Source organism: Candidatus Methylobacter favarea (genome assembly GCF_902806695.1).
Classification (GTDB): Bacteria; Pseudomonadota; Gammaproteobacteria; order Methylococcales; family Methylomonadaceae; genus Methylobacter_B; species Methylobacter_B favarea.
The window spans coordinates 35,257-61,217 of the sequence record NZ_CADCXN010000113.1 but is presented as its reverse complement, the minus strand read 5'-3'; the positions used below and the strand labels follow the sequence as shown (position 1 = coordinate 61,217).

Sequence of the window (25,961 nt, the reverse complement as noted above, 5' to 3'; positions counted from 1 at the left end):
GTGGGGCTTATGGATTCAGTTTTCCGCAATGGAAATGTATGCTTGTGTCTTGCCCTATTGCAATTCGATCAGCCTGTGTTCATAGTTCTCGTTGGATAATTAATTAATGCAACTAAAATGCATCCGAAACTCATAAAGTTGGAAACAACCTTCAATAAATCGGTTTTGGCGAAAATTAATAATGCTATGCTTGATTATTATGGAATCGAACTGTGGATGAAGCGTGACGATTTATTGCATCCGGTTATTTCCGGAAATAAATGGCGCAAGTTGAAATATAGTCTCGATCATGCATTGTCTTTGGATGTAGATACTGTAATCAGCATGGGCGGCGCTTATTCCAATCATCTGCATGCGCTGGCTTATGCAGGCAATGCTATAGGTTTAAAAACCATTGGATTGATTCGGGGCGAACAGCCGGAAACCTTGACGCCGACTTTAATGGACATGAAAAACTGGGGCATGAAGCTGAAGTTTGTCTCTCGTTCCGAATATAGAACTCTCAGGCAATATCAAGGCAGTTTTGATCTGCCCGGCTTAAAGCCAAATCAATACTGGCTGCCGGAAGGCGGCGCTCAGGCGTTAGCCTTAAAAGGCCTGGCGGAACTGATTGCCGAGATTGAAGTCCCTCATGACGTAGTTTGTGTATCGTGCGGAACGGGAGCGACACTAGCCGGCATTATAGATGCTGTCCCAGAAGATATATCAGTAGTAGGCTTTGCAGCCTTTAAAAATGCCGGATTTTTAACGGATGACATCACCCGGCTGCTTTCACGCAATTGTAACAACTGGCGGATAAACTTGGATTACCACTTCGGCGGCTTCGCCAAAACCACTACTGAATTGATTTCATTTATAAATGAGTTTGAGTTAAACACGTCCATTCCGCTTGAACCGGTTTATACCGGGAAAATGATGTACGGGCTCTACGATTTACTCCATAGACAGTATTTTAAGCGCGGTCAGCGTATTATTGCTGTACATACCGGAGGTTTACAAGGGAAAAGAAAATGAAAAGACTGCCAGAACCGGAGCTGATGGAAGATCATGCGCAAGTAAAAGCGTATGCCAAAGCAGACTTTGAAATACCGCATTATCAATTTATTGAACGGCTGAAGCTATTTATAAATAAGCCGCAGTTTAGCGGCACGGCCCTGGATTTAGGCTGCGGGCCGGGTGACATAAGCTGCCGTTTCGCCAAAGCTTTTCCGTTAAGTAAAGTGCATGCGGTTGACGGTTCCGAAGCAATGATAGATTATTGTAAGCTATCGACTTCCAGGGAGTTGAAAACGCGCATAAGATTCATTCTCGGCATGCTGCCTGATGTGATCCTGCCGCAATCCGGTTATGAGATTATTTTCTGCAATAGCCTGCTGCATCATTTGCATGATCCGCAGGGGCTTTGGCAGGTAATAAAAAAATACTCCCGGCAGGGCACGCGCGTCGTCGTCATGGATTTATTACGTCCAGACTGCCTGGAAAGCGCTCAAAAGCTGGTGAAGACTTACGCCCTTGATGAACCCGAGATTTTGAAGCGGGACTTTTATTATTCCTTATTGGCCGCTTATACACTGCCGGAAATTAAAAAACAGTTGACGCAGGCCGGGTTGAACTTCTTCGTCGAACAAATAAGCGACCGGCATGTCTTTATTACCGGTATCGCACCCTAAGAGTTACGCTACAGGCACAGCATGGAAACCGAAGAAATAGAGCAAATAGACGATAAAGTAAATCTTCAAAGAACTGATCTGTATATTAATCGCGAACTGAGCCTGCTTGAATTTAACAAGCGAGTGCTGGCGCAGGCAAAAGATGAAAATGTTCCCCTGCTTGAACGGCTTCATTACCTGTGCATTTCCTGCTCGAATCTTGATGAATTCTTTGAAGTCAGGGTGGCCAGCGTCATTCAAATGGCGACCATTGATCCGAAAGCCATCGGCCCGGACGGTTTAACGCCTGCGGAACAGTTGGATCTGATTGCTGTTAATGCCCATCAACTGGTGGACGAACAATATAAAGTCCTGAATGAGATACTGATTCCTGAATTAGCCAGGGAAAATATCCGCTTTATTCGCCGCAACGAATGGACTGAAGCGCAGCAAGAATGGCTGGAAAAATATTTTAATGATGAGTTACTGCCGATTTTAACGCCGGTCGGCCTGGATTCGGCTCATCCTTTTCCGCGCATACTCAATAAAAGTTTAAACTTTATAATTTCCCTGACCGGTAAGGACGCGTTCGGCCGAAACAGCGGTCGGGCTATTTTACAGGCGCCAAGAGCATTGCCTCGCATTATTCAGCTGCCTGCCGAGGAAACCCGGAGCGGGCGCAGCGATTTTGTTTTTTTATCATCGATTATTCATGCCTTCATTAATGAGCTGTTCAATGGCATGAATGTCAAAGGCTGCTATCAATTCCGGGTGACCCGGAACAGTGACTTTTTTGTTGATGATGACGCCATCGACGACTTGTTGCTTGCCGTCCAGGGCGAGTTGGCCATGCGCAATTACGGCGATGAAGTCAGGCTGGAGATCGATGCCAAATGTCCCGAGGAAACAGTGGATTTCTTGCTGGCGCGCTTTGAAATGACGTCCGATCGTCTGTTTCTGGTTGACGGTCCGGTTAACCTGAACAGGATTCAGGAGATTATCCAGCTGGTTGACAGGCCGGATCTTAAATTTACTTCATTTAAGCCTTCCATTCCGCCGCAACTGGCGCGTAACAAGGATATATTCGCCGCTATCAAGCGCCATGATTTTTTACTGCATCAGCCTTTTGAGTCGTTTTCACCGGTTGTGGAGTTTTTACGCCAGGCGGCTGTCGCTCCCGATGTACTGGCAATCAAGCAAACGCTCTATCGCACCGGCGCCGATTCGCCTATCGTAAATGCATTAATTAACGCAGCACGGGCAGGCAAGGTGGTAACGGTGGTGATAGAACTCAGGGCCAGGTTCGATGAAAAAGAGAATATCAGCCTGGCCTCTAAACTTCAGGAAGCCGCGGTTCATGTGGTTTATGGGGTGGTAGGCTATAAAACCCATGCAAAAATGTGTCTGGTGCTAAAAAGAGAAGGCAAGGAGTTGCACAATTATGTGCATCTGAGCACGGGGAATTATCATCGTAAAACCGCGGAACTCTATACGGACTACGGCTTGTTTTCCTGCGACAAGGAATTGGGCGAAGATGTCCGGCGCGTATTTGCCCAGCTTACCAGTTTGGGAAAAGTCACGAAGTTGAATAAACTGCTGCAATCACCCTTCACATTGCATAGCGGCCTGATAGGAAAAATAGAACGGGAAATAACGCACGCCAGAAATGGCAAACCGGCAAAAATCATCATTCAGGTGAATGCCATTGTCGAAGAGCAGTCCATCCAGGCTCTTTACCGGGCATCGCAGGCCGGGGTCGAAGTCAAGCTGATTGTCCGCGGCGTATGTTGTTTAAGGCCAGGTATCCCCGGCGTATCCGAAAATATTGAAGTGCGCTCGATTATCGGACGCTTTCTCGAACATGCCCGCATTTATGCTTTTGCCAATGACGGCAATCAGGAAGTCTATGCTTCCAGCGCCGATTTAATGAATCGCAATATGTTCCGGCGGGTTGAAATCTGTTTCCCGATTGAAAGCAAGCGTTTATATAACCGGATTATGCACGCTCTGGATTTGTATTTAAAAGATAACACCCAAGCCTGGCTGCTGCAGCCGGACGGCAGCTACCGGCGGGCATTGCAAGCCAAGGGTGAAGAGCCGATACAAGCCCAGACCCTGCTTTTACATGAATTACAGGCTTAAAAAAAAATGAATACGATACGTGAGATTGAGCAGTTAGGCGCCCCTATTCTTAGAAAAAAAGCGGCAGTGGTTAATGATATTGACAGTATTGAAATTCGGCAGATAGTTGAGGCCATGCAGAGTACTTTGGCAACCACTCAGGGTGTCGGTCTTGCTGCGCCCCAGATTAGCGAGTCAAAGCGGATAATTATAGTAGCCTCACGCCCCACTTCTCGTTACCCTTCCGCCCCGCAGATGGAGCCCACCATTATGTTTAACCCATCCTTTCAAGCCTTATCGAATGATAAGGAAAAGGACTGGGAAGGCTGTTTAAGTATCCCCGGCATTCGCGCCCTGGTACCGCGATATAAAGATATAATGATCCACTATAGCGATCAACAGGGACAGCCGGTGGAATTAAAACTGAACGAATTTGTGGCCAGGGTTTTTCAACATGAATATGACCATCTGGAAGGAAAAGTGTATCTGGACCGGGTTGAGGATAACCAGGATATTTTTGCCGAGAGCGAATATCTTAAAATTCAAGCGCCTCGTTTATGAGAAAAATAAAGCTATCTGAAGAGTTTGACTCGCAGCTTATGAACCGAAGCTAATGATCCGGCTCGCAGAAAGCCTGCCCACCCTGAGCCTATTGAGAATCTGTTCAATATCTTCTCAGCAATAACGCCAAGACAGCCAAATTGACAAATTGTAAGCAGGTGTCAAGCAAGCGTTCGGTATTTTTCCAGCCCGGCAAAGGATCGCTCGACTACCCCCATTGCGCAAGCACCCCCAAGGTATGAAGCTCATGGCGTTTGGGGACTTGTACGGCGGCACCTGGCCAATGCTGGACGGCCTCAGCAAAAGGCTGCCCTGTATAGCCGCCATCGCCTAACAGCGAAGCAACCGCCGATAAGCTTGTCAAGTTTTGGGCAATGGCCTCCAGCGCCCCCCGGTGATCGCTGATATTGGCCGTGGTGACGGCTATCGCAGGCGGCAAAGCTGGGCTATCAACAAAGATATGACGCTTGAGGCCCGCTACCTTTTTGCCGGCTTCATAAGCTTTATCTCTGGCGCCATCCGTGTTTGTGACGCGTTGAGCATCAACGATGCAAAAGCTCGTCTTGGCGCTGCGTCCCGGTTTGAGTCAGGCTGCGCCAGTTCGGAACATCGCTCGGCAGCATGCGCCGTACCGGTCGACAGTCCGGGAACGCGTTTTCTTGCCGGCACTTTCCAGCAATGTCCTGAGCTGTTCAAATTGTTCTCGAGTGATGTCGCTAGGATACATTTTTCTCATACCCCTGTTATCAAACATATTTAGAAGATATTGAACAGGCTCTTACGAGCCCATGCTGGCGCCGCCGCAAAAGCCTCGCGCAACCGTCCGCATCACAGCGGTTCGGCCCGACCGCGACGCCTTGGAAGTTCAATTTCCTCGCGTTCATAGCTGCCGGGCGGAACTGCTGGAGGAACGGCTCACCGCCGAATTCAATAGCGATTCCATTCTGGAGATCACACTCGACCTGATCGGCCCTTCCACACTCAAAATGCCGGCATAATCGGCCAATCTTTCGATCTAAATCTGGAGCATACGGGTGACCTGCGCTCATCAATCCGGTTGTTTTATCATACCCGGCTCTTGCTTTACATCAAGTGGCGTGACCCCGGCGACGAAGCCAAATTGCATCTGTTCGGACAACTCAAACGCTCGCTCAACAGCGACACATCAAGACCATTGACAAGTCGAAGTCGGGGCGCATCGCCGTGAAGGTCATCAACCATCTGGTTGATGAGGTGAAGGAGGCGTTCCGAGTGAAGTGATGGGCAATAGAAATATCAAGATCGACATGATTTTTTCAGCATTGTAAATAACCTTTTAATTCAGGAGATCACTTTGCAAAGTATCAATCATGCAGTTATCCACAAACTCGCTAAAGAAAAATAGGGTAGAGCGACTGTTGTAGAACATGGCGCCGATCTTACAATCACTGATCCTGTACAAGAACGGATCCTTGATATTCAAGACCTTTACTCAAGTCGAGCAGGTAAATGGTTATGGCCGATTTGATTACGCCGGCTACAGGAGATTATGGGCTAAGAACCCACGTTGCTGATCAGGCCACTATTAGTGGGCTTATCGTGGCAATCATCAACAATATAGACAGTAATGCTATAGGCGATGTATTGCTTGAGGTGATTATACAGTTCTCGTTGACTTTAAAAATCTTCGGGTTGTCGGCAGTGTCATTTGATTCGGTCTTTACCAAACTGACCAGGGAAACGCTGTAACAGGACATTACGCTCCGGACTGTTTAAATTGTTCGGTTTATTTAACGCCAGCCTATACCCGCTCCTCGATAAACCACAGTGGGGGACCAGCAAATTGAGTTTGACTTGACCGCGCTTCCAGTTAGTGCCGTTCAGAGATAGATAAAACGGTGAAACCAGTGGGGTCATGACAAAGTAGGCAAGGCCCATGTAGTCCACCACTGTTCGCTAAAAAATCGCTGTCTCCGATGATGACGCTTCGGATCAGTGCTTGCTCTGGGAAACTTGAGGCTGACGGCGCCTGGTTAACCCTTACGTCCGGCAAGGCGATCAACATGCCCCAACACATGCCCTTCTGACCTTGTTCCATTGAAAATGCTGGTTTAAGATAGCTGTCAGTTCATTGGTTTGTTGTTTACTGCTTTTCATGTTCATAAAACAAAATGCAATATTTAATGACCTTTTAACCCACTCTATCAGCTTTCTATGTTTTTTCTCATCTACAACGTTGATGCAATTAAAATTTATCTTTACAGCACTGAACGGAAAGGTTTAAGTATGGCCTGAAAAGGTTCGTTACGCATAAATTGAGCCGTGTCTCGCGTTTTTGAGCTTGGCTTTCGAAATAAGACGGAGGGTTTCAAGGCAGAAATTAATCCTCCTGTCTAGCGGGCTAATTCAATAACTTTGTTGGTAGAGGGTATCATGGCTAAATGGTTGAAAATATTGCCGATTCTGCATTTGCTTAGCGGTTGCGCCGCTGCGCTACCGGCCCTGCCCGGCTTAGCCGGCCTGCTCCCAGCGGCGGGAGGAACGCAGATATTAACTACAACGGTGGTGCATTTATCGCGGCAAAATTACAAAATAGTAAAAGCCAATGCCATCGGCAGCAGTATGGGTTTTAGTTTCCTGGGACTTATTCCTTTCAAGTCCCCTCAGTATGAAGAGGCCCTTAGCAAACTTTACCAACACGCACCTGTTGCCGGCGGCAAGGCCCAGGCTATCATCAACGTAGTGCATGAACATACCTCTACCTATTTCATTTTATTCGCCCTGCCCAAGATCACTGTGCGAGCAGATATTATTGAATTTACTGACGTTGCGGCGCCGCTAAGGAGCCAGGGTAGCGAAAGCGTTCCCTGAAAGCGACCCCTGGCAAGAGCAAAATTTACAGCCAGCCCCTGGTGTGCATGTAGGCAGTATTAGCGACTCAGGACTGGGATATGGCTACACTAAAGCGGACCCACTCTTTAAAATACCCTCCAAAAAGGTGAATCCAAATGAAACCAGAAAAACCTGATATTTATACAGCCGAATTCAGAGCCCCAGCGGTCAAGCTGGCGAATGAAGCGGATAAACCCCTCACTCAGGCGGCCAAAGACCTCGGCATTAACGTCACTCCCCTGCACACCTGGACCGGCAAATACAGCCGCTCTAAGGAGAACGATAAAACGGTACGAACCGATGAGCCTCTTTACGGTGAACTCAAGCGCATCAACAAAGAATCCTCCCGCCTGACCGAGGAGCGCGATTGATTAATAAAGGCGGCAGCGACCTTCGACAGGGAACCCGGTGAAAATCGCCTGGATCAAATCACAGGCAACAGAATAGGGGTGGACTTGATGGGTCGCTTCCTGCAAAGCGAGTTCAATAAAAACGGAACTGGTCGCCTCAAGATGGCCTTATCAGGCCGAGACCGGACGCTCAGCCGCTGGCGACCAGGACGTCTGATGGGAGAAGCCGGGTTAGCCTGTAAAACCCAGCGCCAATTCAAAGCCGCGATGAACTCCAGGCATAATCAGCCGCTTGCGCCTGACTCTCTGGATCGTCCGTTTAACGTCGATCGACCCCATCAGGTCCAGGCCGACGCTATCACCCCTATTCCTGCCCCAGAAGGCTGGCTGTATTCAGCCGTAGTGATTGATCTTTATTCCCGGCCCAGGGTGGGCGAGTCAATGGCCGAGCCTAGGCGGGCTAAACGGGTGAACGACGCCTTATTGATGGCCATTTGCAAGCGAAAGCCGGAAAAGGGACTGAGGCGGCCTACCGAGCGGGGCAGTCAACAGGCGCCGGAAAGTCATCGGGCCCTGTTAACCAACATGGCATCCGGCAGAGCATGAGCCGTAAGAGCAATTGTTGGGATAACCCCGTTTCAGAAAGCTTCTTCCCTAGCTTGAAAACCGAACTGATGCCTCATCAAATCCGAGCGGAGGGTAAACAAGCGGTGTTTGAATATATCGAAGTGTTCTGCAACCGCGAGCGACTGCATTCCTCCAACGGTTATCTATCGCCCGTTGACTATGAATTGCCGCAAGCAGCTCTTAACCAGGTGTCCGGTAATAGGTTGATACATCAAAAAGCTGATCAAGTTTGCAACACGTATCCCCGTGTTTATATATCTGACTGATTATCGGGAAAGAAGCCTTAGAGATGTCATAACCCAATTTGAACCCGGTTTATTCAAAAAAGTAACAGGCTTAACCGTAAAAGATTTTGAATTATTGGTAAGTCTTGGTGTTTTTAATAGTGCATTGATGAACGATGCTGTGTACAAGTTTAAGCGATACGAGGATGCAAGCCTTGAATACATTGGCATCAACAAACATGAGGGAGAGAGAGTTGGTTTGTATGATACGGTTTTAAGTTCGGATGACTACCAAGGCAGTTTTGAAAATATATCAATTTCAAACTGAACCGCTACCGCCGTTACCTTTTTCGCACCAATTTTGATGAACCCGCTATTTCTCATCGCCCGCCGGTTCGCCGCAACCGTCAAGCAAATTATTCCGCTCGGCAATGGCCTGATCAATGATACCTACCTGGTTACTACAGCCTCTTCGCCATTCGTTCTGCAGCGCATAAACCGCAGAGTTTTTCCAGAGCCCGAACACATCATGGCCAACCTGATAAGGCTTAATCAACATATTGAGCAAAAAATCAGCGGCTCGGTCAGGTTAAAAGTCCCTGAAATTTTACTGACTACCGCTAAAAACCCCTATTTTCAGGATGAAAAAGGCGATTACTGGCGAGCGCTGAGTTTTATCGCCGATACCGAAAGCCTTGAGACCCTAGCCCATATCAGCCAGGCAGAACAGGCAGGATTTGCACTGGGGCATTTTCATCGCCTGGTCAGTGATCTCAATCCCAACGCCTTATACGATACCTTACCCGGCTTTCATATTACGCCTGACTACTTAAACCATTATCACGGCGTTTTAAACCAACGCCAAACACAATCAGGATCAACTGAAAACCGCTATTGCGCTGATTTTATCGCCAGCTTCCAGTCTATGGCGGATGATCTGGAACATGCCAAACGTCAAGGTTTACTGCCAGTGCGCATCATTCATGGCGATCCCAAATTGAATAATTTTCTTTTTGATAAACACAGCAAACATATCGTCAGCCTTATTGACCTCGATACCGTCAATCCCGGATTAGTGCATTACGATATCGCGGATTGCCTGCGCTCCTGTTGCCATAAGCCGGAGACTGATGAATTTGATCTGGATATTGGCGCGGCTATATTAAAGAGCTATTTGAGCGAGGCCGGTGCGTTCTTTTCAGATTATGATTACCGGTATTTGTACCCTGCCATACGGCTGATTCCGTTTGAATTAGGCCTCAGGTTTTATACGGATTATCTGCAAGGCAATCGCTATTTTAAAGTGACCGGGCCAGAGCAAAACTTACAGCGAGCCGCCGGGCAATTCCGCTTGTGCGAGAGCATAATGCGCCAGGAGCCGGCAATTAACAGGCTGTTGCAGCGCCTGCACAGCCAGCCGATAAAATGACTACTGCACATATCGCCGAGTTATCCGGTCGCCGCCGGGGCGCAGACTGCAGCAATCGCCCAGAAAGCATGCAGGAGATGCGTTTAATTTACCGGGCTTTATGGAGATCAAGCTTTGCCGCGCGCCAGCTTTTCGAAACGCAGCCAGAGAACTTAGTCCGTCAATGCGTAGCCTGCCGTGATGACAAAAGTGAGCGCGATAAGTATTTCATCAGGCCATTTGGAAAAGCCGGCCAGGGCCGTGCAGATCGCTGCAAGCAGCAAAGTCGATAACTGCAGTATGCGTAAATGCCGGCCGTAAAAAGCCAGAACCTGATCGTTTTCGGCAGGGTTCAGGCGGGCGTTCACTTCGGCGTTGACATATCCCAAGCAGCCGATAACACAGATCGCCGCCAGGCTCCAATACCAGCCGCGGGCTCCGTGCGCTACAAAATAGGCCGAGAAGCACTGACCGGCGCCAAGCGCAAACGGTATCATGCCGTCGATTAATTTGGGCACATAAATGAGAGCCACAAATCCTCTGATAAACCCATTTCACACCAGAATAATAATCACCAGCGTGTTTGCGGCGAGCAGCCACTGGTAAATACCGAAGTGTCTGCCTTCCTCAAAACATACCAGGACAAGGAAGCCGAAGCAGGTTGCCTGAATAACGCTGATGACGGTATAGAAAGTCGTATGATGCGCATCCAGCAATTCAGCGAATATTCTTTTCCGGGCGATTTCATAGGCTTCGCCCGCGTCCAAATCTTGGAAATGATTTTCCATGGCGCCGTTTATCGTCAGTAGTGAAATTGATTAATCGGTGCGGAGCACGCAAAGCTGCGGGAAAATGGCGGGCGGGTAAAACTTAAGCCGTCATGCCGTTCTTGAGAACATTAGCGCAGGGTTGATATTATTTACAACACGGTTTTGATTCTGTCAATTGGCAATTCCGCATGAAGAATGCCTGACGGCTTTGCCGGAGCCGCATCATATATTGAAATGCTCTCAATTTTTAAACAATCACTTCGGTACGGTATCGATAAACCTGAATACTGTCAGACCAGTAATCAGGCGCCAGCCCCGCTTTTTGTTTTAAATGCCGCAAGAATTGTTCGGCTTCCGGCAGGGATTCCCATACTGAAGGCAAAAAAGTTCCGCGCCGGTGGCCATCCTCCAGAATCAGGCCGTCTATGCCAGGCTGTAACTGGTGTAATAAATCCTGTTCGGAAGTAAAAATGACCGGTTCGGCAGGCGTCAGAATGGACAGATGGATTTTCAAGTGGTCGAGCTCATTCTCCTTCAATTGCGGAAAGCGAGGATCCTGGAAAGCCGCAGAATAGGCATTTTCTGCAATATCTTCAATTAGCGGCCGCACCGCGTCCAGCGTGCCAATGCAGCCGCGCAGTTGATCGTGGAGTAACAAGGTAACAAAGGTAGCGCGCTTTATGGTTAATTGCGGAGGAAAATCGGCTAAATCAACCTTTAACGGTTTGCCTTTTTGCAAACCATGCTGAATGGAGCTTTTCGCCAAGTCGAGCAGTTTTTTTTGATGATCTTTACTCAATGACATAAGCGCCGTAACCCACAACTCTGCTTTTATCACCTGCGGTGTCGCCCGAATTGCGCAGGTCGATATTTTTAATGGTAAGTGATTTTTCCCGCGCCAACTTTAATAAGCCGCTGACCGGAACCTTGCCGCAAGCGGAATCAAACGCCAGCTGTTCATATTGCAGTTGTTCTATGGCGGCGCTGGTTGATTTATCAAGTTGTTGAGCGGCTCTGTAATCATGATAATGGCTTAGGTCAGAACTGATCACAATCAGCGTTTCCTCTCCGCCCCACAGCATATCAATAACCTGGCTGACCTGTTCCGGTGATGCATCGCCAGCGACCAGAGGAATAATTTTAAAATCATCCAGCATTTCCTGCAAAAAAGGCAGATGGACTTCGAGGCTGTGTTCTTGCGTATGGGCCTGTTCGATATAGTCTACGAAAGGCAAGTGCTCAAGCCCTTGCAGAGCTTTCTGGTCCACCAGGACGCTGCCCAAAGGAGTAGCAAATGTTTGCGCTCTGCTCAGGGCCAGGCCTTTAAAAGCTACGCGATGGGAGGGGCCGATAATGACTACGCGGTTTATCATATCGTGGGCTTTTTTTAACCGGGCATAGGCAGTTGCGGCGATCGGGCCGGAATAAACATAGCCGGCATGGGGCGCAATGATGGCTTTGGGAACTTTTCCAGTAGTTTCAGCATCATTAAGTAGCTGATCTAACATTTGGTGAAGTTGCTGCGGATTGGCAGGGTAGAATGTTCCTGCTACAGCAGGCTGTCTATTCATGAGATTGCCCTCCTATTTCTATAGTAATAATTCAATCTGTAAAAACCTTGAAAGTCAGGTTATTTCTGATAGAGCGGCTAATAACCGCCTGCTTTTGTTAGGCCCAAATTTTATTAACTACAGACAAAGTGATTTAAGAACGGTTCAAGGAGAATATTAATGAGTGTTTTTGTTTCCCATGACACAGTTAAAACGCAGTATTGGCATGCGCTGGAAGACGGCCGTGTTCAATGTGACATGTGTCCGAGATTTTGCAAACTGCATCCGGAGCAGCGCGGCTTGTGCTTCGTCAGGCAAAATCTGGACAATCAAATTGTCATGACCAGTTATGGTCGATCAAGCGGTTTTGCTATTGATCCTATCGAGAAAAAGCCGCTAAATCATTTTTTGCCAGGCACGCCGGTATTATCCTTCGGAACGGCAGGCTGTAATCTTGCCTGCAAGTTTTGCCAGAATTGGGATATCAGCAAGTCGCGCGAAATGGATACGCTGATGAGCAAGGCCTCACCGGACGTTATAGCTCAGGCAGCGCTGGAATATGGTTGCGACAGTGTGGCTTTTACCTACAATGATCCGGTGGTGTTTCATGAATATGCAATAGATACCGCCCAGGCTTGCAGAAGTCTCGGTATAAAATCGGTAGCGGTTTCTGCCGGCTATGTGTGCGCAGAGCCAAGAGCCGAATTTTATCAATGGATGGATGCCGCGAATATTGATTTAAAAGCCTTTACCGAGCGTTTTTACCATGCGATTACCGGCGCGCATCTGCAAGCCGTATTGGATACCCTTAAATATATCAAGCATGAGACTTCTGTCTGGCTGGAACTGACAACATTAGTTATTCCGGGCGAGAATGATTCGGAAGCAGAGCTGGAGGCCATGACGCAATGGGTAGTTGAAAATCTGGGGCCGGATGTGCCGATGCATTTCACTGCCTTTCATCCTGACTGGAAGATGCGGGATAAACCGCATACGCCTGTTAATTCCCTGCTGCAGGCGCGAGAAATTGCCCTGAAAAATGGCGTGCATTATCCCTATGTGGGCAATGTCCATGATAAGTTCGCAAACAGCACCTATTGCCATGATTGCGGAAATTTACTGATAGGCCGCGACTGGTATCAGTTGGGGGAATGGAATCTGGATAAGTCAGGCTTGTGCAGTTTTTGCGGGGCAGGCTGCGCAGGCGTTTTTAATGCCAGGGCCGGCAGCTGGGGCGCTAGACGAAGAGCTGTTGCTGTGGGTTAGATGCCCTCCGGCAAAAACACAACGAAAAACGAGCCGTAAGTAAAAGCCTTGCCGCCCGTTTGCCTCTATCTGTGTTTATGCCCTTATCTTTGAGGGATAGAAGGAATTGCCAAGGCATTTTTTATAAAATGGCCACGATGTAACATGGAGATACTTCCTGATCGGCGTTTTAATGACAGAGACGCAAAGCGCGATAGAAAACAGACACCAAACCGCCGCATATTCGTTAGGGTCGGTCGTCGTAAGATCAGAAATAAAGGGGCCTATGAGGTAATGGAAAGTTACAAAACGCCATGAGCCGTAAATAAAAGGCATATAAAACGCAACCAGAATATAGGTGAATGCGTGCAAGCCCCAGTCAAACCCAAACAGCCAGCCGACCGGGTCGGACATCAAGCCATTCAAAGGCATTTGCCAGGCAATATGCCAGGAGCCCGACGTAGAACAGACATGAGGCCCGCAAAATCCCTCTATCCCAACGCGGCAGGTTCCAGCCCAGGCGAAAGGATACATTTTCACCAGCATCGCAACCGAACCGATCGCGCAAACCGTATAAACCGTCGTTCGTATTTTCAGTTTGACGCTTTCCGGAATAAAGTACATCGCGACCATATTGACAAAGAATGGCTGAAACGCCACATGCAAATAGCCAAAAAGCGTAAGCACCTGATTAATCGGGTTATCACATAAATCTATATAGACATAGGTCGCTGCCTGTAACAGTTCCATTAAGGCAAAATAGGTTAACGGTATCCAGAGTTCCCTGGACTCTCCTTTAAGTGCCACATACGCTGCGGTACTCAGACCTGCGGCGGCTAAAACCGCGGACGCCTCCCCACTCCAACACATAAAACCGACCCTTCTTTTTATATTTATATAAATACCCTTATTCCACAGCCTCCTCGCCGGTTTTTAGTGCTGAAACAACGGTAAGGGTTTTAGCTAGGTAATACCCAGACTATTATACTTAATTTGGGGCTGGCTTATGGGATTTTGGACAACAAGTCGTGGCTTCGTTTTAAAAACCATCGGCCTGAATCCCGGCTAGCACAACGAACGGTCAATGAAATTCAGATATTTTATTAGACTAAGCATTAAAACGGCTGGCAAAGCACATGCTCCGCCTGTTATGCCCTGGAGTCCGTTCCTCTGGGATGTGCAAATAAGAGCTTAACAAAAGGCCGGTATTCCTGTCGAGGCATGGGAATTTATATTAAATAGTGCTTTTATCCGGGTGTTCCATTAGACTGTGAAATAATTCAGGGATAAACCCCTGCCTGCACTTAATGAGCTCTGGGAAATGCCTGATATCTTTTGTGTTTAATCTTTAATAGGTGAATTTTCTAATGAGACAGCTTACTCCCGAAGGCCAGCAGATAATAAATCAGTTGGCACAGAAATATAATTTTAGCCCGGATGCCGTCTTCAGTCTGCTGCAGTCGGTTATTAACGGCAACGGCTCTATGGCGCAGTTTAACCATCCGGAATTCGGCGGCTCGGGCCAATGGATGCGGGGCGGTATGATTATGTTGGGCGATATGTTCAATAATAATTTAAAAAACAGTGTCGGGGGGCTTTGCCAGGAGCTCTCCAACCTGATCGCCAATCAGCCGGATTTAATTCAAACTGGCAACTTTCAGTCACAGAATCAAGGCTCTCAGCAACAAGGCAACTATAGCGGTAATCAGCAGCAGCAAAATGGCTCAGGAGCAAACGGGCCGGTCAGTTTGTTTGTTCCGCCGCCGGCGGGCAGTTCCGGCAACTGGTGGCCCGCAGGTCTGCAATTTCCTACCAGCACCGGCGCCCAGAACAATGTCCGCTATGCTTATTTCGCCAATATACAGCGCCTCGCAATAGAGGCGAATGGCCATGTAACGCTCTATGATACGCTCGATCATCAGATTGGCGGCTTCTCTCAGCAGCAATCGGGCGGCAGCTCCATTACTTTTACCAGCCAATACGGTGTGGTTGATGTCAATAATCTGCCGGTTATTTCTATCGACAATGTGCCTGTACAATCCTCTTCCCAGCCAGACCAGACTTTCTATAGCGCGAATAATGCTGTTAATACGCAGTCATCAAGTCAGGAAGCCGATATTTTCGCGGCTATCGAGAAACTGGCCGGCCTGAAAGATAAAGGCATATTGACGGAAAATGAATACAATGCAAAAAAATCGGAACTGTTGGGCCGCTTATAATTCAGTGGATTGACACAGCAAAAACCTGATTAAGGCACTAGGCATTATAGGCCGCCCGATCTATATAAATATCGCCTGGATTTTGCGCAGTTACAGCGGCAACCGGTAAGTCCTGTCCCAGACGCCAATTTTTAACGGCTTCCTGTTTGCTTGCGCCGGTAATCAGGAAAATAAGCCGATCAGTGCTGCTTAAGGCTTTTGCGCTGAGGGAAACTCTTTCGGGCGGCGGCTTGGGGGCATTATAAACCGCATGCACCAGTTCTTGTTCCGGATGCTTGTGGCCGGGGAACAAACTGGCCGTATGGCCATCTTCTCCGATGCCTAGCAAAACCAGATGAAACGGCAGCGCACCGGCAATAGTTTGTTGATAGCTTTTAGCCGCTTGTTCAGGGCCCAGTTCAGCAGGCATGGTAAATATCTGTGATGCCGGAATCGCTACTTTTTCCAGAAAAGACTGAGCGGCCATCACGCTGTTTCTGTCTTTATGATCTACAGGTAAACAGCGTTCATCACCGAAATAAATATACCATCGCTGCCAGTCTGCATTGGTTTGCGCCAATAAATGGTAAACTTTTTCCGGGGTGCTGCCGCCAGCCAGGACTAGTTTGAATTTGCCCTGTTCTGCAATAGCATGCCGGGCTATCTCCAGGATATGCTGGCAGGCTGGCTGTGCAACCTGTTCGGCCGTTTCCAGGACATGCCAGCGATGGTTATTCTGCATTTACTTGCCCTCCGGAATTAATGAGCTGCGCCAGGACTGCGCTTCCTTATCGAACAGACGGCGGCTGTCTTCCGGCCCCCAGGAGCCGGCCGGGTAAGTGGCGATATAGTCGCGCTCAATCGCCCAGGTTTGCAGAATGGGTTCGACAACGCGCCACGCGTGCTCGACTTCATCAAAGCGCAGAAATAATGACCGGTCGCCTTTTAACACATCCAGCAATAAATCCTCATAGGCATCAATCGTTTTCTCATCACTGTTTCGGAAACTGGCATCAAGACTGCTGACCCGGGTGTTCATTTCCAGACCCGGTTCTTTTACCGTCATTTCAATGCGAATGCACTCTTCCGGCTGTATGCCCAGCAGCACCCAATTAGGATTCATGCATTGAACCTGGGTGTCACGAAAAAATTGCAGCGGCGGATGGCGAAAACAAATTGAAATCGTTGACTGGGCCTTGGCCATGCGCTTGCCGGTCCGCAGATAAAAAGGCACGCCGCGCCAGCGCCAGTTGTCAATATAGAGTTTCATGGCCGCATAGGTTTCAGTCACGCTGGTAGCGGGTATATGTTCTTCCTGCAGATAACTTTTGACTTTTTCGCCGTTAATAGTGCCTTTGCCATATTGAGCGCGGAAGGCGTGCCCATGCACGGCTTCTTTGGGAATGGGGCGAATTGATTTTAATACCTTGACTTTTTCATCGCGCAAGGATTCTGCTTCCATGGACACCGGCGGCTCCATTGCCATCAGCGTCAATAGCTGCAACAGATGACTTTGCAGCATGTCGCGCAGGGCGCCGGCACTATCGTAATATTCCCCGCGGCTTTCTATACCGATTGTTTCAGAATGAGTAAACTGGATATGATCTATATAGTTGCGGTTCCATAACGGCTCCAGCATTACATTGGCAAAACGGAAGACCAGCACATTCTGCACCATGCCTTTACCCAGATAGTGATCGATTCGGTAAATTTGCTGTTCCGTCAAATATTGGCTGATGCGTTTTTGTAGAGCCTGCGCACTGTCCAGGTCATAGCCAAACGGCTTTTCAATAATTACCCGCCGCCAGCCGTATTCCTCGTCAAACAAGCTGTTTTTGCTTAAAAATTCCATGACTGGGCCAAAATCGGACGGACTGATGGACAGATAAAAAGCAATGTTTTTGGGGAAGTTTTTATTCCGGTTAAGCAAACCGGCCAGATCCGTATAGCACTGTTCCTGCTCTATATCGCCCTGATGATAATACAGCCGCTCGCTGAAACGCTGTAAAACGTTTTCATCAAGATCGCCCTTTGCCTGAATCATATCCCTGGCTTCCTCCACCCATTTCTGCTGATCCCAGGGCCTGCGGCCTATGGCCAAAATGCGCGTTCCCTCCGGTAACTGCCTGGCCACATCGAGATGATACAGTGCCGGCATTAATTTAATTCTGGAAAGATTGCCGGTGGCGCCAAATATAACGTAAGTGCAAGGCTCAGCGTTCATGAAATAGACTCGTAAAAAAATTCATCGCACAGACCCCGAAGTTTATGAATAAATTGATAACCTTCGCGGTGAACAATAATAAGGGATAAAACAATAAGTGGTAAAAATACGGCGGTAAAGCTATGGCTTATACAGTATAGGTAGATGATGCCGTCTTGCCGCCATGACCTGTCCAGTCGGTATGGAAAAACCGGCCTCTGGGCTGATCGGTCCGCTCATAGGTATGGGCGCCAAAATAGTCTCTTTGCGCCTGCAAAAGGTTGGCAGGCAGTCTTTCTGTCCGATAGCCGTCGTAGTAAGCCAATGCCGAAGCAAATGCCGGCGTCGGGATAGCCAGTTCTATGGCTAGAATGACGGCTTTGCGCCAGCCTTTGTCAGACCGGGCCACGGCATTCATAAAAAATTCCGCCAGCAGAAGATTTTCCAAATCAGGGCTGGCGTCATAAGCCTGCTTGATATCATTTAAAAATCCGCTGCGAATAATGCAGCCGCCGCGCCACAACAGTGCAATTTCACCATAGTTGAGCGCCAGGCCGTATTCTTTGGAAGCTTCGCGCATTAATCTGAACCCCTGAGCATAAGAAATTATCTTGGATGCATACACGGCATTACGAATGGCTTCGATTATGATTTGCTTGTCGCCGTTAAAAATCTGGCTGTGTTTAGGCAACAATTGCGCGGCCTTGACCCGTTCTTCTTTTTGTGCGGACAAGCAGCGGGCAAATACGGCTTCGCCGATTAAGGTTAAAGGAATGCCCAATTCCAGCGCATTAATCCCGGTCCATTTGCCGGTGCCTTTTTGGCCCGCCGTATCGAGGACTTTTTCCACTAGGGGTTGACCGTCTTCATCCTTGAAAGCCAAAATATCGGCAGTGATTTCAATCAGGTAGGAAATTAATTCGCCTTTATTCCAGTCGGCAAATACAGCATGCATTTCATCGGCCGTCAACCCCAAGCCTTGAGACAACAATTGATAAGCTTCGCCGATAATCTGCATATCGCCGTATTCAATGCCGTTATGCACCATCTTGACATAGTGGCCGGCGCCGTTTTCGCCTACCCATTCGCAGCACGGTTTGCCGTCAACTTTCGCGCTGATGGCCTGTAAAATAGTTTTAACGGCAGGCCAGGCGGCTTTATTGCCGCCCGGCATAATAGAAGGCCCATGTCTTGCGCCTTCTTCACCTCCGGATACGCCGGCGCCTATAAAGAGAAGGTTTTGGTCTTTCAGGGCCAGCGTGCGGCGGGCCGTATCTGTAAAAAGCGAGTTGCCGCCGTCAATAATAATATCGCCCGCTGATAACAGCGGCAGCAACTTGTCGATATATTGATCGACCACTACCCCTGCTTTAACCATCAGCATGATTATGCGGGGCGACTCCAGGCTGTTAACCAGCTCTTCAAGCGAATGCGTACCGATAATTTGAGTGTTTTTGGCCGGGCCGTTCAAAAATTCATCTACTGTGCGGGTGGTGCGGTTGAAAACCGCGACTTTAAAACCGTGGTCATTCATGTTTAAAACCAGATTTTGTCCCATTACTGCCAAACCGATTAAGCCTATGTTCGCTTTCATTTTGCCCTCTACTCTGTAACTATTATATTGATTGATAATATCATGGCGGTGATGGCGCCGCTAAAAAATCCGCTCGCGCATTTGTCAAAGCATAACTCGACACCGTACTGATAACGGGGTTATTGAATAATTATAGTGAATTAATAAACTGTAACATAAAGAATATAAGCACATGGACATGCTGATGCGATAATCGATTTAGCTTTCGATTTGAAGTATTGGTTGATTGACTAATTTATTATTTTTATAGCTAGCTGTCAGGCAATTGTATGTTATGTTATGTATTGCTTGCACTGTCAACGGCAACAACGGGTTTAAAATCTGTAAAGAAAATCTGATACATCATTAGTTCGGCTCACGCGCGGAAACAACTTACTGATAGACTTCTCAGGTCTTGCAAGAGCGGTTCATAGTGCAAGAGCCATCGGTTGAAAACGTTGAGAATGTTATCGCCTCACAGTAAATCTTAATAATTTCAGGGATTCAAATGGATACTTCACCTCACACGATGCAAACATTGTTTTGTCAATTAGGTTTAGCAGACAGCGATGAACAGATTCAGGCTTTTATCGAGAAACACAGACCGTTGCCGCCTGCTATTGCCTTGCCTGAGGCAGATTTCTGGAATCAGGCACAGGCTGGGTTTCTGGCTGAAGCAATAAAAGTGAATTCGGACTGGTGCGAACTCGTGGATGAACTGAATTGTTTATTGAGGAAAAATTAAGCGATGAGTATCATAGTTAAGGTTAAGTGCTGTCGATGCTGATCAGGTTTAGCAGTTTACTTGAAGCTATTTAACCGTTTGAGTCTCACCTGCCCGGGTCAAGAACATTTATGTCAGATACCAGCTCAACTACTGCCATTCTCTATGCCTTTGCGGCTAATTTAGGCATCGCCGCGGCCAAGACAGGCGCAGCTTTCTGGACCGGTTCAGGCTCTTTATTAGCCGAAGCGATTCACTCGTTTGCCGATTGCGGAAACCAGGTATTACTGTTTATCGGTATGAAGAGGTCCGCAAAAAAGGCGACGCGCAAACACCCCATGGGTTTTGGACGGGAATCGTATATCTGGTCGATGATGGTGGCATTCACCTTGTTTTCCGTAGGCGGCGTCTTTTCAGTGTATGAAGGATGGCTGCGCTACACCCATCCGCATACTGTCGAAAATGAGGGTGTCGCCTTGATCATCTTGCTGATTGCTGCGGGTTTGGAATATTTTTCCTTAAAAGGTGCGCTGGCGGCTTTGCAAGAGGAAAAAGCCGCCCGTTCCATGTGGCAATGGTTTAAAGAAACTCAATCCAGCGAACTGATAGTGGTAACCGGTGAAGACATGGCAGCTCTGGCAGGGCTCGGGATCGCCCTAATAATGCTGGGTCTGACCATGATCACCGGCAATACCGCCTATGATGCGGCAGGGTCGATATTAATCGGATTTTTACTGATTACCGTTGCTGTCCTGGTAGGCACAGAAGTCCATTCCTTGCTGCTGGGTGAATCTGCCGACGCTATCAGTGATGACATCCAGCGCTACCTGGAGACTCAACCCTGCGTGCTGCAGGTACTGAATATGTGGGCAATCAATCACGGCAATAATGTCATGGTTACTATTAAAGCCGAGCTTCAACCGGATATGACCGTTCTCAGGGCCGTGAATGAAATCAATGCCATGGAACGGCAAATCAGGCAAAGGCATGCCCGGGTTAAATGGATATTCTTTGAAATTGATAATGCTGATTAAGTGTAAATACACTTTTTAAAAACCACTCTATTCTTTTTAAATTGGCAATTAAAAGCTTCGCTTTTTAAGGTTTACTGGCCTGGCTATTTTTCCCCACTATTTCCCAGCAGGTAATAAATAAAGCGGCTATGACGGGGCCTAATACAAATCCTGTTAATGAAAACCAGGCCAATCCGCCCAAGGTTGATACCAGCACCAGATAATCCGACATTTTAATATCTTTGCCTATCAGTCGCGGCCGCAGAAAATTATCTATCAGGCCGATGGCCAGAATGCCAACTGCCAAAATAATAACGGCTTTTAAAGTTTGACCTTGAAAAAATAAAATTACCGCAGCTGGAGCCCAGACCAGAGCGCTGCCTATCGGCAGTAAGGATAAAATTATCATCAGCATGCCCCATAAAAAAGCGGCGGGAATACCGACGGACCAAAATAGCAAGCCGCCAATACTGCCCTGAATTACCGCTACGATTAAACCGCCTTTAACAGTGGCTCTGGCAACGCTGGTGAAACGATCGAATAATTCTATTTCTATACTGTCTCCTATCGGAATCAGGTGGATAAATTTTCTTATCAATTGCCGGCCGTCGCGCAATAAAAAAAACAGCATGTAAAAAGTCAGGGCAACCTGAACGATTAGATTTAATATATTTTGAGTAAAGCCGGGGACTTGCTGCGCTGTATATTTTACCGCCTGGGCAAAGGCATTTCCCGCAGAGCTGCTGATCTGCTCAACGTTTATTCCGCCGATAGGGGTCAACTTATTGAATTTTGGCAAAAAAGAGAGGATATTTTGAAAATAAAGTTGAGGATTTATTTCTCCGCTTTCAATTTTTTTATAATACTCTGCACTTTCCTCTGTTATCCTCAAAGTTATGGTTAAAAAAGGGATTACAAAAACCAGAATAATCACAAGCATGGTTAGAAACAACGGCAGTTTTTCCGAATTTTTAAAATATTGCTTAAACCGCTGATAAGCAGGATCAAAAATTACAGCCAGAATTATTGCCCAGAAACAGGCTAATAAATAATCCTTAATTAACCAGAAAAAAGCCATCGTCACCAGCACAACAAATGCCGGAAAAAGAAAATGAGAAGTATTTTTTTGCATGGAAACAAATTGACCAAATAAAGTAAAGAGAAGACTTTCAGCATCCCCTTAAAGCCATGAGCGGCCCTGGAACTATCGGAGGCGAAAGTTGATATATTAATTTTTATGAGGGCCATTGCAGAAAACCCCTGTCGCTGGCAATCTCTAGCGAGCTGTCGGCAACAACCGCTGTCTTAGAATAGTTCTAATCATATAGCTTGTATATGCTTGAAAGCTGGAATTTTTAGCATGAAGATCAGTCTTATTCACAGGTACTGGCTCAGTAACACTTAATAAGGACATGAGCTTAAGGCAAAAAGGCACTTTCTATATTATTAACCATCTGCGCGTAGATAACAGGAGAATCAGTATGGCACGGTATTTATTATTAATCTGTCTGTTATTGACTGCGTGTTCGAATTTGCCTCCTGCCATTAAAGAGCCGCCTTTATATGATGTTACCTATAGCCAGGCAATACAAAATATTAATAACTACAAGCATGCGCCTGTGCGCTGGGGCGGAACTATAATTGAGGTGGAAAATGAACAGAATTTCAGCCTTGTGCAGGTATTGTATTATCCCCTGGGCAGTTCCGGTCGACCCCAATTGGACAAAGCCAATGAAGGACGGTTTATTTTTAAAAGCGCCAAATTTCTCGACCCCGTGGTGTATGCCAAAGACAAGGAAATTACTGTGGCAGGCACGCTTGAGGGTGAGCTAGAACGTACTATTGGAAAAAAAATTCTCCGGCTGCCGCTGGTTTCAGCGAGGGTTATTTACCTGTGGCCGGAGTATTATCGTAATTACTATGGCGGTTACGGCGGATTTGGCTATGGTTACGGCTACTATCCTTATTTTGGCTACTATGGCTATCCTTATTACTGGGGAGGATACTACCGGCCTTATGGCTGGTGGTGGTAAGCCTCAAACGGGCGGCGGCCGTCAAAAGCCAGGATCGGTTGAATACAGAGCAATAATTGCCGCCATTTACCGCGCTTCAAACAAGGTACTACTCACCTTCCGGTTTTTCAATCGCCTTTAGCGTTTCTGCCCCCTCAGTCTGGGCGGCGCCCTGAATGTATATTTTCTTTAAACGCTCAAATGCCGACCATAAGGTTCTATCCATTACTACCTCATTGCCGATAGAGACAATGACCCTGGTCAATTCGGGTATTTTGGTCTTGATCGAAACCAGATAGATAGGCTGTACATAAAGAATGGTATTGCCCATCGGCAGAATAATCATTCGGCCCATTTTTACCGTCGAGCCATAACGTCCCCATAAGGTAAACTGCGCGGATATTTCCGGATTTTGGTTAATCAACGCTTCAACCTGAGCCGGCCCATTGACCTGCACCTCCTTACCGAACCTGTAAACAGTAATGCCCGGTTTGTAATCCAGTCCGCAATTTGCTCCATCCACTATGCCGGCCACCCCGATCATGCTCAGGTTATCCCTGTTAACCGGCGTCATCGGATTGATCATGACAAATTCTTCCCGGTTATTACAGTTGCCGAAATCCATTGTCTGGTAATAAGGCCGTACCGGTTGTCTCCGGACATTGGCAAATTGCCAGGTTTCGGCTTGTTCGTAGAATAATTCGGGGGTGCGCTGGTGGTATCTTGCATAAACTTTCATCTGCAGATAATACAGATCCCGCGGATAGCGCAAATGCTTACGCAACTCAGCCGGCATTTCTTCAAGATTTTTAAACAGTCCCGGATAAATTCTTCTGTATGCCTGAATAATGGCGTCTGAAGGATCAGAAATATAAAAGTCCACGTCGCCATCCAGCGCATCTACAATGATCTTGACCGAGTTGCGAATATAGTTAAATTTCTGATTGCCCTCAAGAAAATCATCGGCGGCAGATTTGGAAACCGGATACCAGGGGGACAAGGTATAAGCGTCCTGAATCCAGTAAAATCTGTCGTTGCTCAGCACCAGGTAAGGGTCCTTGTCAAGATGCAGGAACGGGGCGATCCTGGTAATACGCTCAGTTATATTTCTGCGCATCAATAGCTGACTCCGGGTGGAAATATTGACTGAAAAAAATATTTTCGGATCCTGGAAATAAAAACTCAACAGCGCTTTTCTGAAATAGGAAGAAATGGGTATGCCGCCTTCGCCTTTGTACTCCTCCCCTTCCATTGACGCCGTACCGGCAATTCCCACTATATTGAGTTTATTCGGTACTATGGCGTAGTCATACTGTTCCTGGCCAAAATAAATATCCGGATGTTTAACATTTAGCCCCACATCGGAGTACATATTTAAATCGCGCAGATACCAAACCAGCGGTTTATCTGCATCCTGGGCGGCAGGCGTAACAACGGCGCCATAGCCATGGGTATAGCGCAAATGGGTATTTTCCCAGTTTTGCGCTGCCTCGGGCAGTTTCGATATGTTGACCTCCCGGGCGGCCAGATTAACCTGTCGGGTATGGTCGAGAATAAAATAGCGATCTTCATCGACAGCCAGGAAGCGGTAATACGGCCTTATTTCCTGTAGCTGCTTATAACTGTCAATGAGATATTCCCTGTCCCATACCGGAATATTCTCAAAGCGCTTCTGGTTGCCCCAGGTCTCAATATCCTGAGTTGCGTTTAACTTGATAGTCAGATCAATAGTCTTGATGTTTTTTAAATCATACGCATCCAGGGTCGCTTTAATATTGTTATCCATAAACGGCTTTTCGGCCTTGACAGGATTTGGAGCAACAATATATTTCTGGATTAAGTCGGGGATAAACTGGCTTTTTGGCAGCAGTAAAACACCGATAAAGGCAAGCAGGGAAATTATAAACGGCGCTTTAATGCGATGCTGGTCTGAAAAAACAAATATGCTTGCAGTGATAGCGGTTGCCAGAAAAGTAATAATTCCCAGCCAGATAAGCGGCAATTGGTAACGGATTTCTACAAATCCGGGACCATAAAATACAGGCTCATGAGTATCGGTATAAAGCAGTGAAAAACGTTGCAGCAGAAATCCCCACACCACATATATCAGCACAAAAACGATTAAAACAATCAAATGGATTTTAGCGCCGAGAGGATATTGTTTGCGCTGATTCGGCACAAAATTGTGTTCCAGCCAATACAAAATGCCGACCAGTAGGAAAATCAGAATAGCGGTGCTCAGCAGCTCCTGCTGGATAAGCATATAAATGGGATAGGACAATAAATAAAAGCTGATATCATTGCCATAAACCGGTTCGGTTAAGCCCGAATCCCTGCCATAAAAGTACAGTAAAGCCGTCTCCCACTGTTTATAAAAAGGTATGGCGACCACCATCGCCAGAATCAGCGATATGGGTGTGTAGATTTTTACCGACCCGCTCATGAATTGATCAGCCAAGTGTTGAAACCGCCTGTTTTTCTCTAAATTGCCCAGCACGTCATCAGGCGGGTTTAAACCCAGATAACGCGAAGCGATCCAGAAATGCAAAAAGAAAATGGTGAAGAAAGCCAGCGTTACTCCGCCAAAAAGAAAAAACTTGTAAAGCAGTCTCAGCCAGAAATAAAACTCGAGCTTTAAGGACTCAAACCACCATAAGTCAACGAAAAAATGCAGGAAAATGAAGTAAAAGGCGACATATAAAACAATACCAACTACCAGTACCGACCCAATCAAGGCGGGTAAAAATTTCCAGTTCCCCATAGTGTCCTCTCGGCGATGAGCTTTTAACGATTATATGCATGGCATTGGCGATAATTTTATATTTTATCAGCCAATGCAACGTTCCGGATGATTTAACGAGC

24 protein-coding genes and 2 pseudogenes are annotated in these 25,961 nt (G+C 47.2%); 15 read left to right on the top strand and 11 right to left on the bottom strand.

Annotated elements, in window-relative coordinates:
- Positions 1-117 precede the first annotated feature (117 nt).
- Genes HUX64_RS17470 through def form a run of 4 tightly spaced genes read left to right on the top strand, consistent with a single transcriptional unit; the run spans position 118 to position 4,331 of the window.
- Positions 118-1,014: a 1-aminocyclopropane-1-carboxylate deaminase/D-cysteine desulfhydrase gene (locus HUX64_RS17470; protein WP_174627486.1), complete on the top strand. Its 897-nt coding sequence runs from the start codon at positions 118-120 to the stop codon at positions 1,012-1,014.
- Positions 1,011-1,670, top strand: a complete 660-nt coding sequence (locus HUX64_RS17465) for a class I SAM-dependent methyltransferase (RefSeq protein ID WP_174627485.1) — start codon at positions 1,011-1,013, stop codon at positions 1,668-1,670. The genes HUX64_RS17470 and HUX64_RS17465 overlap by 4 nt, the downstream gene beginning before the upstream one ends.
- 21 nt (positions 1,671-1,691) lie before the next feature.
- Positions 1,692-3,791, top strand: coding sequence for a polyphosphate kinase 1 (gene ppk1, locus HUX64_RS17460; protein WP_174627484.1), 2,100 nt, complete (start codon positions 1,692-1,694; stop codon positions 3,789-3,791).
- A 6-nt stretch (positions 3,792-3,797) separates the two neighbouring features.
- A complete protein-coding gene (gene def, locus HUX64_RS17455; RefSeq protein WP_174627483.1) occupies positions 3,798-4,331 on the top strand; it encodes a peptide deformylase in 534 nt (177 codons plus the stop codon).
- 103 nt (positions 4,332-4,434) lie between these two features.
- Here def and HUX64_RS17450 read toward each other — a convergent pair.
- Positions 4,435-5,067, bottom strand: a pseudogene (locus HUX64_RS17450) (transposase).
- A 52-nt stretch (positions 5,068-5,119) separates the two neighbouring features.
- On the opposite strand from HUX64_RS17450, the gene HUX64_RS17445 reads away from it, so the two are divergent.
- The 6 genes and pseudogenes from HUX64_RS17445 to HUX64_RS17410 all read left to right on the top strand — a co-directional run bounded on the left by HUX64_RS17445 (position 5,120) and on the right by HUX64_RS17410 (position 9,832).
- Positions 5,120-5,329 (top strand): hypothetical protein, encoded by a 210-nt coding sequence (locus HUX64_RS17445; RefSeq protein ID WP_174627482.1) that lies wholly within the window; start codon positions 5,120-5,122, stop codon positions 5,327-5,329.
- Between the two features lie 496 nt (positions 5,330-5,825).
- Positions 5,826-6,059 carry a hypothetical protein gene (locus HUX64_RS17440; protein WP_174627481.1) on the top strand — a complete coding sequence of 78 codons (234 nt, stop codon included), beginning with the start codon at positions 5,826-5,828 and terminating at the stop codon, positions 6,057-6,059.
- Between the two features lie 684 nt (positions 6,060-6,743).
- Positions 6,744-7,181, top strand: a complete 438-nt coding sequence (locus HUX64_RS17435; RefSeq protein WP_174627480.1) for a DUF6567 family protein — start codon at positions 6,744-6,746, stop codon at positions 7,179-7,181.
- A gap of 137 nt (positions 7,182-7,318) precedes the next feature.
- Positions 7,319-8,358, top strand: a pseudogene (locus HUX64_RS20555) (IS3 family transposase); the annotation flags it as partial.
- 67 nt (positions 8,359-8,425) lie between these two features.
- On the top strand, positions 8,426-8,731 hold the full coding sequence (locus tag HUX64_RS17415) for a hypothetical protein (RefSeq protein ID WP_217426597.1): 306 nt from the start codon (positions 8,426-8,428) through the stop codon (positions 8,729-8,731).
- A gap of 36 nt (positions 8,732-8,767) precedes the next feature.
- Positions 8,768-9,832, top strand: coding sequence for a phosphotransferase enzyme family protein (locus tag HUX64_RS17410; RefSeq protein WP_174627476.1), 1,065 nt, complete (start codon positions 8,768-8,770; stop codon positions 9,830-9,832).
- A 152-nt stretch (positions 9,833-9,984) separates the two neighbouring features.
- Here the strand turns inward: HUX64_RS17410 and HUX64_RS17405 are convergent, their stop codons facing one another.
- The 4 genes from HUX64_RS17405 to amrB all read right to left on the bottom strand — a co-directional run bounded on the left by HUX64_RS17405 (position 9,985) and on the right by amrB (position 12,152).
- The gene (locus tag HUX64_RS17405) at positions 9,985-10,344 is read right to left on the bottom strand and encodes a hypothetical protein (RefSeq protein ID WP_174627475.1); all 360 of its coding nucleotides are present in this window, start codon (positions 10,342-10,344) and stop codon (positions 9,985-9,987) included.
- A 21-nt stretch (positions 10,345-10,365) separates the two neighbouring features.
- Positions 10,366-10,599: a hypothetical protein gene (locus tag HUX64_RS17400; RefSeq protein ID WP_174627474.1), complete on the bottom strand. Its 234-nt coding sequence runs from the start codon at positions 10,597-10,599 to the stop codon at positions 10,366-10,368.
- Between the two features lie 229 nt (positions 10,600-10,828).
- Positions 10,829-11,386 (bottom strand): AmmeMemoRadiSam system protein A, encoded by a 558-nt coding sequence (gene amrA / locus HUX64_RS17395; protein ID WP_174627473.1) that lies wholly within the window; start codon positions 11,384-11,386, stop codon positions 10,829-10,831.
- Positions 11,373-12,152, bottom strand: a complete 780-nt coding sequence (amrB, locus tag HUX64_RS17390; protein ID WP_174627472.1) for an AmmeMemoRadiSam system protein B — start codon at positions 12,150-12,152, stop codon at positions 11,373-11,375. The genes amrA and amrB overlap by 14 nt, the downstream gene beginning before the upstream one ends.
- A gap of 159 nt (positions 12,153-12,311) precedes the next feature.
- Between amrB and amrS the strand changes: the two genes are divergently transcribed.
- Positions 12,312-13,397, top strand: a complete 1,086-nt coding sequence (amrS, locus tag HUX64_RS17385; RefSeq protein ID WP_174627471.1) for an AmmeMemoRadiSam system radical SAM enzyme — start codon at positions 12,312-12,314, stop codon at positions 13,395-13,397.
- Between the two features lie 75 nt (positions 13,398-13,472).
- On the opposite strand, the gene HUX64_RS17380 is transcribed toward amrS, so the two are convergent.
- The gene (locus tag HUX64_RS17380; RefSeq protein WP_174627470.1) at positions 13,473-14,246 is read right to left on the bottom strand and encodes a DUF5765 domain-containing protein; all 774 of its coding nucleotides are present in this window, start codon (positions 14,244-14,246) and stop codon (positions 13,473-13,475) included.
- 497 nt (positions 14,247-14,743) lie between these two features.
- Here HUX64_RS17380 and HUX64_RS17375 point away from each other — a divergent pair, with 497 nt between their 5' ends.
- Positions 14,744-15,595, top strand: coding sequence for an SHOCT domain-containing protein (locus HUX64_RS17375; protein WP_174627469.1), 852 nt, complete (start codon positions 14,744-14,746; stop codon positions 15,593-15,595).
- A 37-nt stretch (positions 15,596-15,632) separates the two neighbouring features.
- On the opposite strand, the gene pgl is transcribed toward HUX64_RS17375, so the two are convergent.
- From pgl to gnd, 3 genes are all read right to left on the bottom strand, one after another.
- A complete protein-coding gene (gene pgl / locus HUX64_RS17370) occupies positions 15,633-16,316 on the bottom strand; it encodes a 6-phosphogluconolactonase (protein ID WP_174627468.1) in 684 nt (227 codons plus the stop codon).
- Positions 16,317-17,798, bottom strand: coding sequence for a glucose-6-phosphate dehydrogenase (gene zwf / locus HUX64_RS17365; RefSeq protein WP_174627467.1), 1,482 nt, complete (start codon positions 17,796-17,798; stop codon positions 16,317-16,319).
- Between the two features lie 127 nt (positions 17,799-17,925).
- On the bottom strand, positions 17,926-19,371 hold the full coding sequence (gene gnd / locus HUX64_RS17360; RefSeq protein WP_174627466.1) for a decarboxylating NADP(+)-dependent phosphogluconate dehydrogenase: 1,446 nt from the start codon (positions 19,369-19,371) through the stop codon (positions 17,926-17,928).
- A 487-nt stretch (positions 19,372-19,858) separates the two neighbouring features.
- On the opposite strand from gnd, the gene HUX64_RS17355 reads away from it, so the two are divergent.
- Both HUX64_RS17355 and HUX64_RS17350 read left to right on the top strand, forming a co-directional pair.
- Positions 19,859-20,095 carry a DUF2789 domain-containing protein gene (locus HUX64_RS17355; protein ID WP_174627465.1) on the top strand — a complete coding sequence of 79 codons (237 nt, stop codon included), beginning with the start codon at positions 19,859-19,861 and terminating at the stop codon, positions 20,093-20,095.
- Positions 20,096-20,205: 110 nt separating this feature from the next.
- The gene (locus HUX64_RS17350) at positions 20,206-21,108 is read left to right on the top strand and encodes a cation diffusion facilitator family transporter (protein WP_174627464.1); all 903 of its coding nucleotides are present in this window, start codon (positions 20,206-20,208) and stop codon (positions 21,106-21,108) included.
- 64 nt (positions 21,109-21,172) lie between these two features.
- Here the strand turns inward: HUX64_RS17350 and HUX64_RS17345 are convergent, their stop codons facing one another.
- Positions 21,173-22,219, bottom strand: a complete 1,047-nt coding sequence (locus HUX64_RS17345; protein WP_174627463.1) for an AI-2E family transporter — start codon at positions 22,217-22,219, stop codon at positions 21,173-21,175.
- A gap of 349 nt (positions 22,220-22,568) precedes the next feature.
- Here HUX64_RS17345 and HUX64_RS17340 point away from each other — a divergent pair, with 349 nt between their 5' ends.
- A complete protein-coding gene (locus tag HUX64_RS17340; protein WP_174627462.1) occupies positions 22,569-23,120 on the top strand; it encodes a Slp family lipoprotein in 552 nt (183 codons plus the stop codon).
- An 88-nt stretch (positions 23,121-23,208) separates the two neighbouring features.
- Here the strand turns inward: HUX64_RS17340 and HUX64_RS17335 are convergent, their stop codons facing one another.
- Positions 23,209-25,860, bottom strand: coding sequence for a UPF0182 family protein (locus HUX64_RS17335; RefSeq protein ID WP_174627461.1), 2,652 nt, complete (start codon positions 25,858-25,860; stop codon positions 23,209-23,211).
- Between the last annotated feature and the right edge of the window lie 101 nt (positions 25,861-25,961).

Coding starts and splice junctions, on each gene's coding strand:
- amrS (WP_174627471.1), top strand. CDS start 12,312: ATGAGTGTTTTTGTTTCCCATGACACAGTTAAAACGCAGTATTGGCAT.
- HUX64_RS17355 (WP_174627465.1), top strand. CDS start 19,859: ATGGATACTTCACCTCACACGATGCAAACATTGTTTTGTCAATTAGGT.
- HUX64_RS17375 (WP_174627469.1), top strand. CDS start 14,744: ATGAGACAGCTTACTCCCGAAGGCCAGCAGATAATAAATCAGTTGGCA.
- HUX64_RS17340 (WP_174627462.1), top strand. CDS start 22,569: ATGGCACGGTATTTATTATTAATCTGTCTGTTATTGACTGCGTGTTCG.
- def (WP_174627483.1), top strand. CDS start 3,798: ATGAATACGATACGTGAGATTGAGCAGTTAGGCGCCCCTATTCTTAGA.
- zwf (WP_174627467.1), bottom strand. CDS start 17,798: ATGAACGCTGAGCCTTGCACTTACGTTATATTTGGCGCCACCGGCAAT.
- ppk1 (WP_174627484.1), top strand. CDS start 1,692: ATGGAAACCGAAGAAATAGAGCAAATAGACGATAAAGTAAATCTTCAA.
- HUX64_RS17350 (WP_174627464.1), top strand. CDS start 20,206: ATGTCAGATACCAGCTCAACTACTGCCATTCTCTATGCCTTTGCGGCT.
- HUX64_RS17400 (WP_174627474.1), bottom strand. CDS start 10,599: ATGGAAAATCATTTCCAAGATTTGGACGCGGGCGAAGCCTATGAAATC.
- HUX64_RS17440 (WP_174627481.1), top strand. CDS start 5,826: ATGGCCGATTTGATTACGCCGGCTACAGGAGATTATGGGCTAAGAACC.
- HUX64_RS17465 (WP_174627485.1), top strand. CDS start 1,011: ATGAAAAGACTGCCAGAACCGGAGCTGATGGAAGATCATGCGCAAGTA.
- HUX64_RS17335 (WP_174627461.1), bottom strand. CDS start 25,860: ATGGGGAACTGGAAATTTTTACCCGCCTTGATTGGGTCGGTACTGGTA.
- HUX64_RS17435 (WP_174627480.1), top strand. CDS start 6,744: ATGGCTAAATGGTTGAAAATATTGCCGATTCTGCATTTGCTTAGCGGT.
- HUX64_RS17345 (WP_174627463.1), bottom strand. CDS start 22,219: ATGCAAAAAAATACTTCTCATTTTCTTTTTCCGGCATTTGTTGTGCTG.
- gnd (WP_174627466.1), bottom strand. CDS start 19,371: ATGAAAGCGAACATAGGCTTAATCGGTTTGGCAGTAATGGGACAAAAT.
- amrB (WP_174627472.1), bottom strand. CDS start 12,152: ATGAATAGACAGCCTGCTGTAGCAGGAACATTCTACCCTGCCAATCCG.
- HUX64_RS17410 (WP_174627476.1), top strand. CDS start 8,768: ATGAACCCGCTATTTCTCATCGCCCGCCGGTTCGCCGCAACCGTCAAG.
- amrA (WP_174627473.1), bottom strand. CDS start 11,386: ATGTCATTGAGTAAAGATCATCAAAAAAAACTGCTCGACTTGGCGAAA.
- HUX64_RS17445 (WP_174627482.1), top strand. CDS start 5,120: ATGCTGGCGCCGCCGCAAAAGCCTCGCGCAACCGTCCGCATCACAGCG.
- HUX64_RS17380 (WP_174627470.1), bottom strand. CDS start 14,246: ATGTGTTGGAGTGGGGAGGCGTCCGCGGTTTTAGCCGCCGCAGGTCTG.
- HUX64_RS17470 (WP_174627486.1), top strand. CDS start 118: ATGCATCCGAAACTCATAAAGTTGGAAACAACCTTCAATAAATCGGTT.
- pgl (WP_174627468.1), bottom strand. CDS start 16,316: ATGCAGAATAACCATCGCTGGCATGTCCTGGAAACGGCCGAACAGGTT.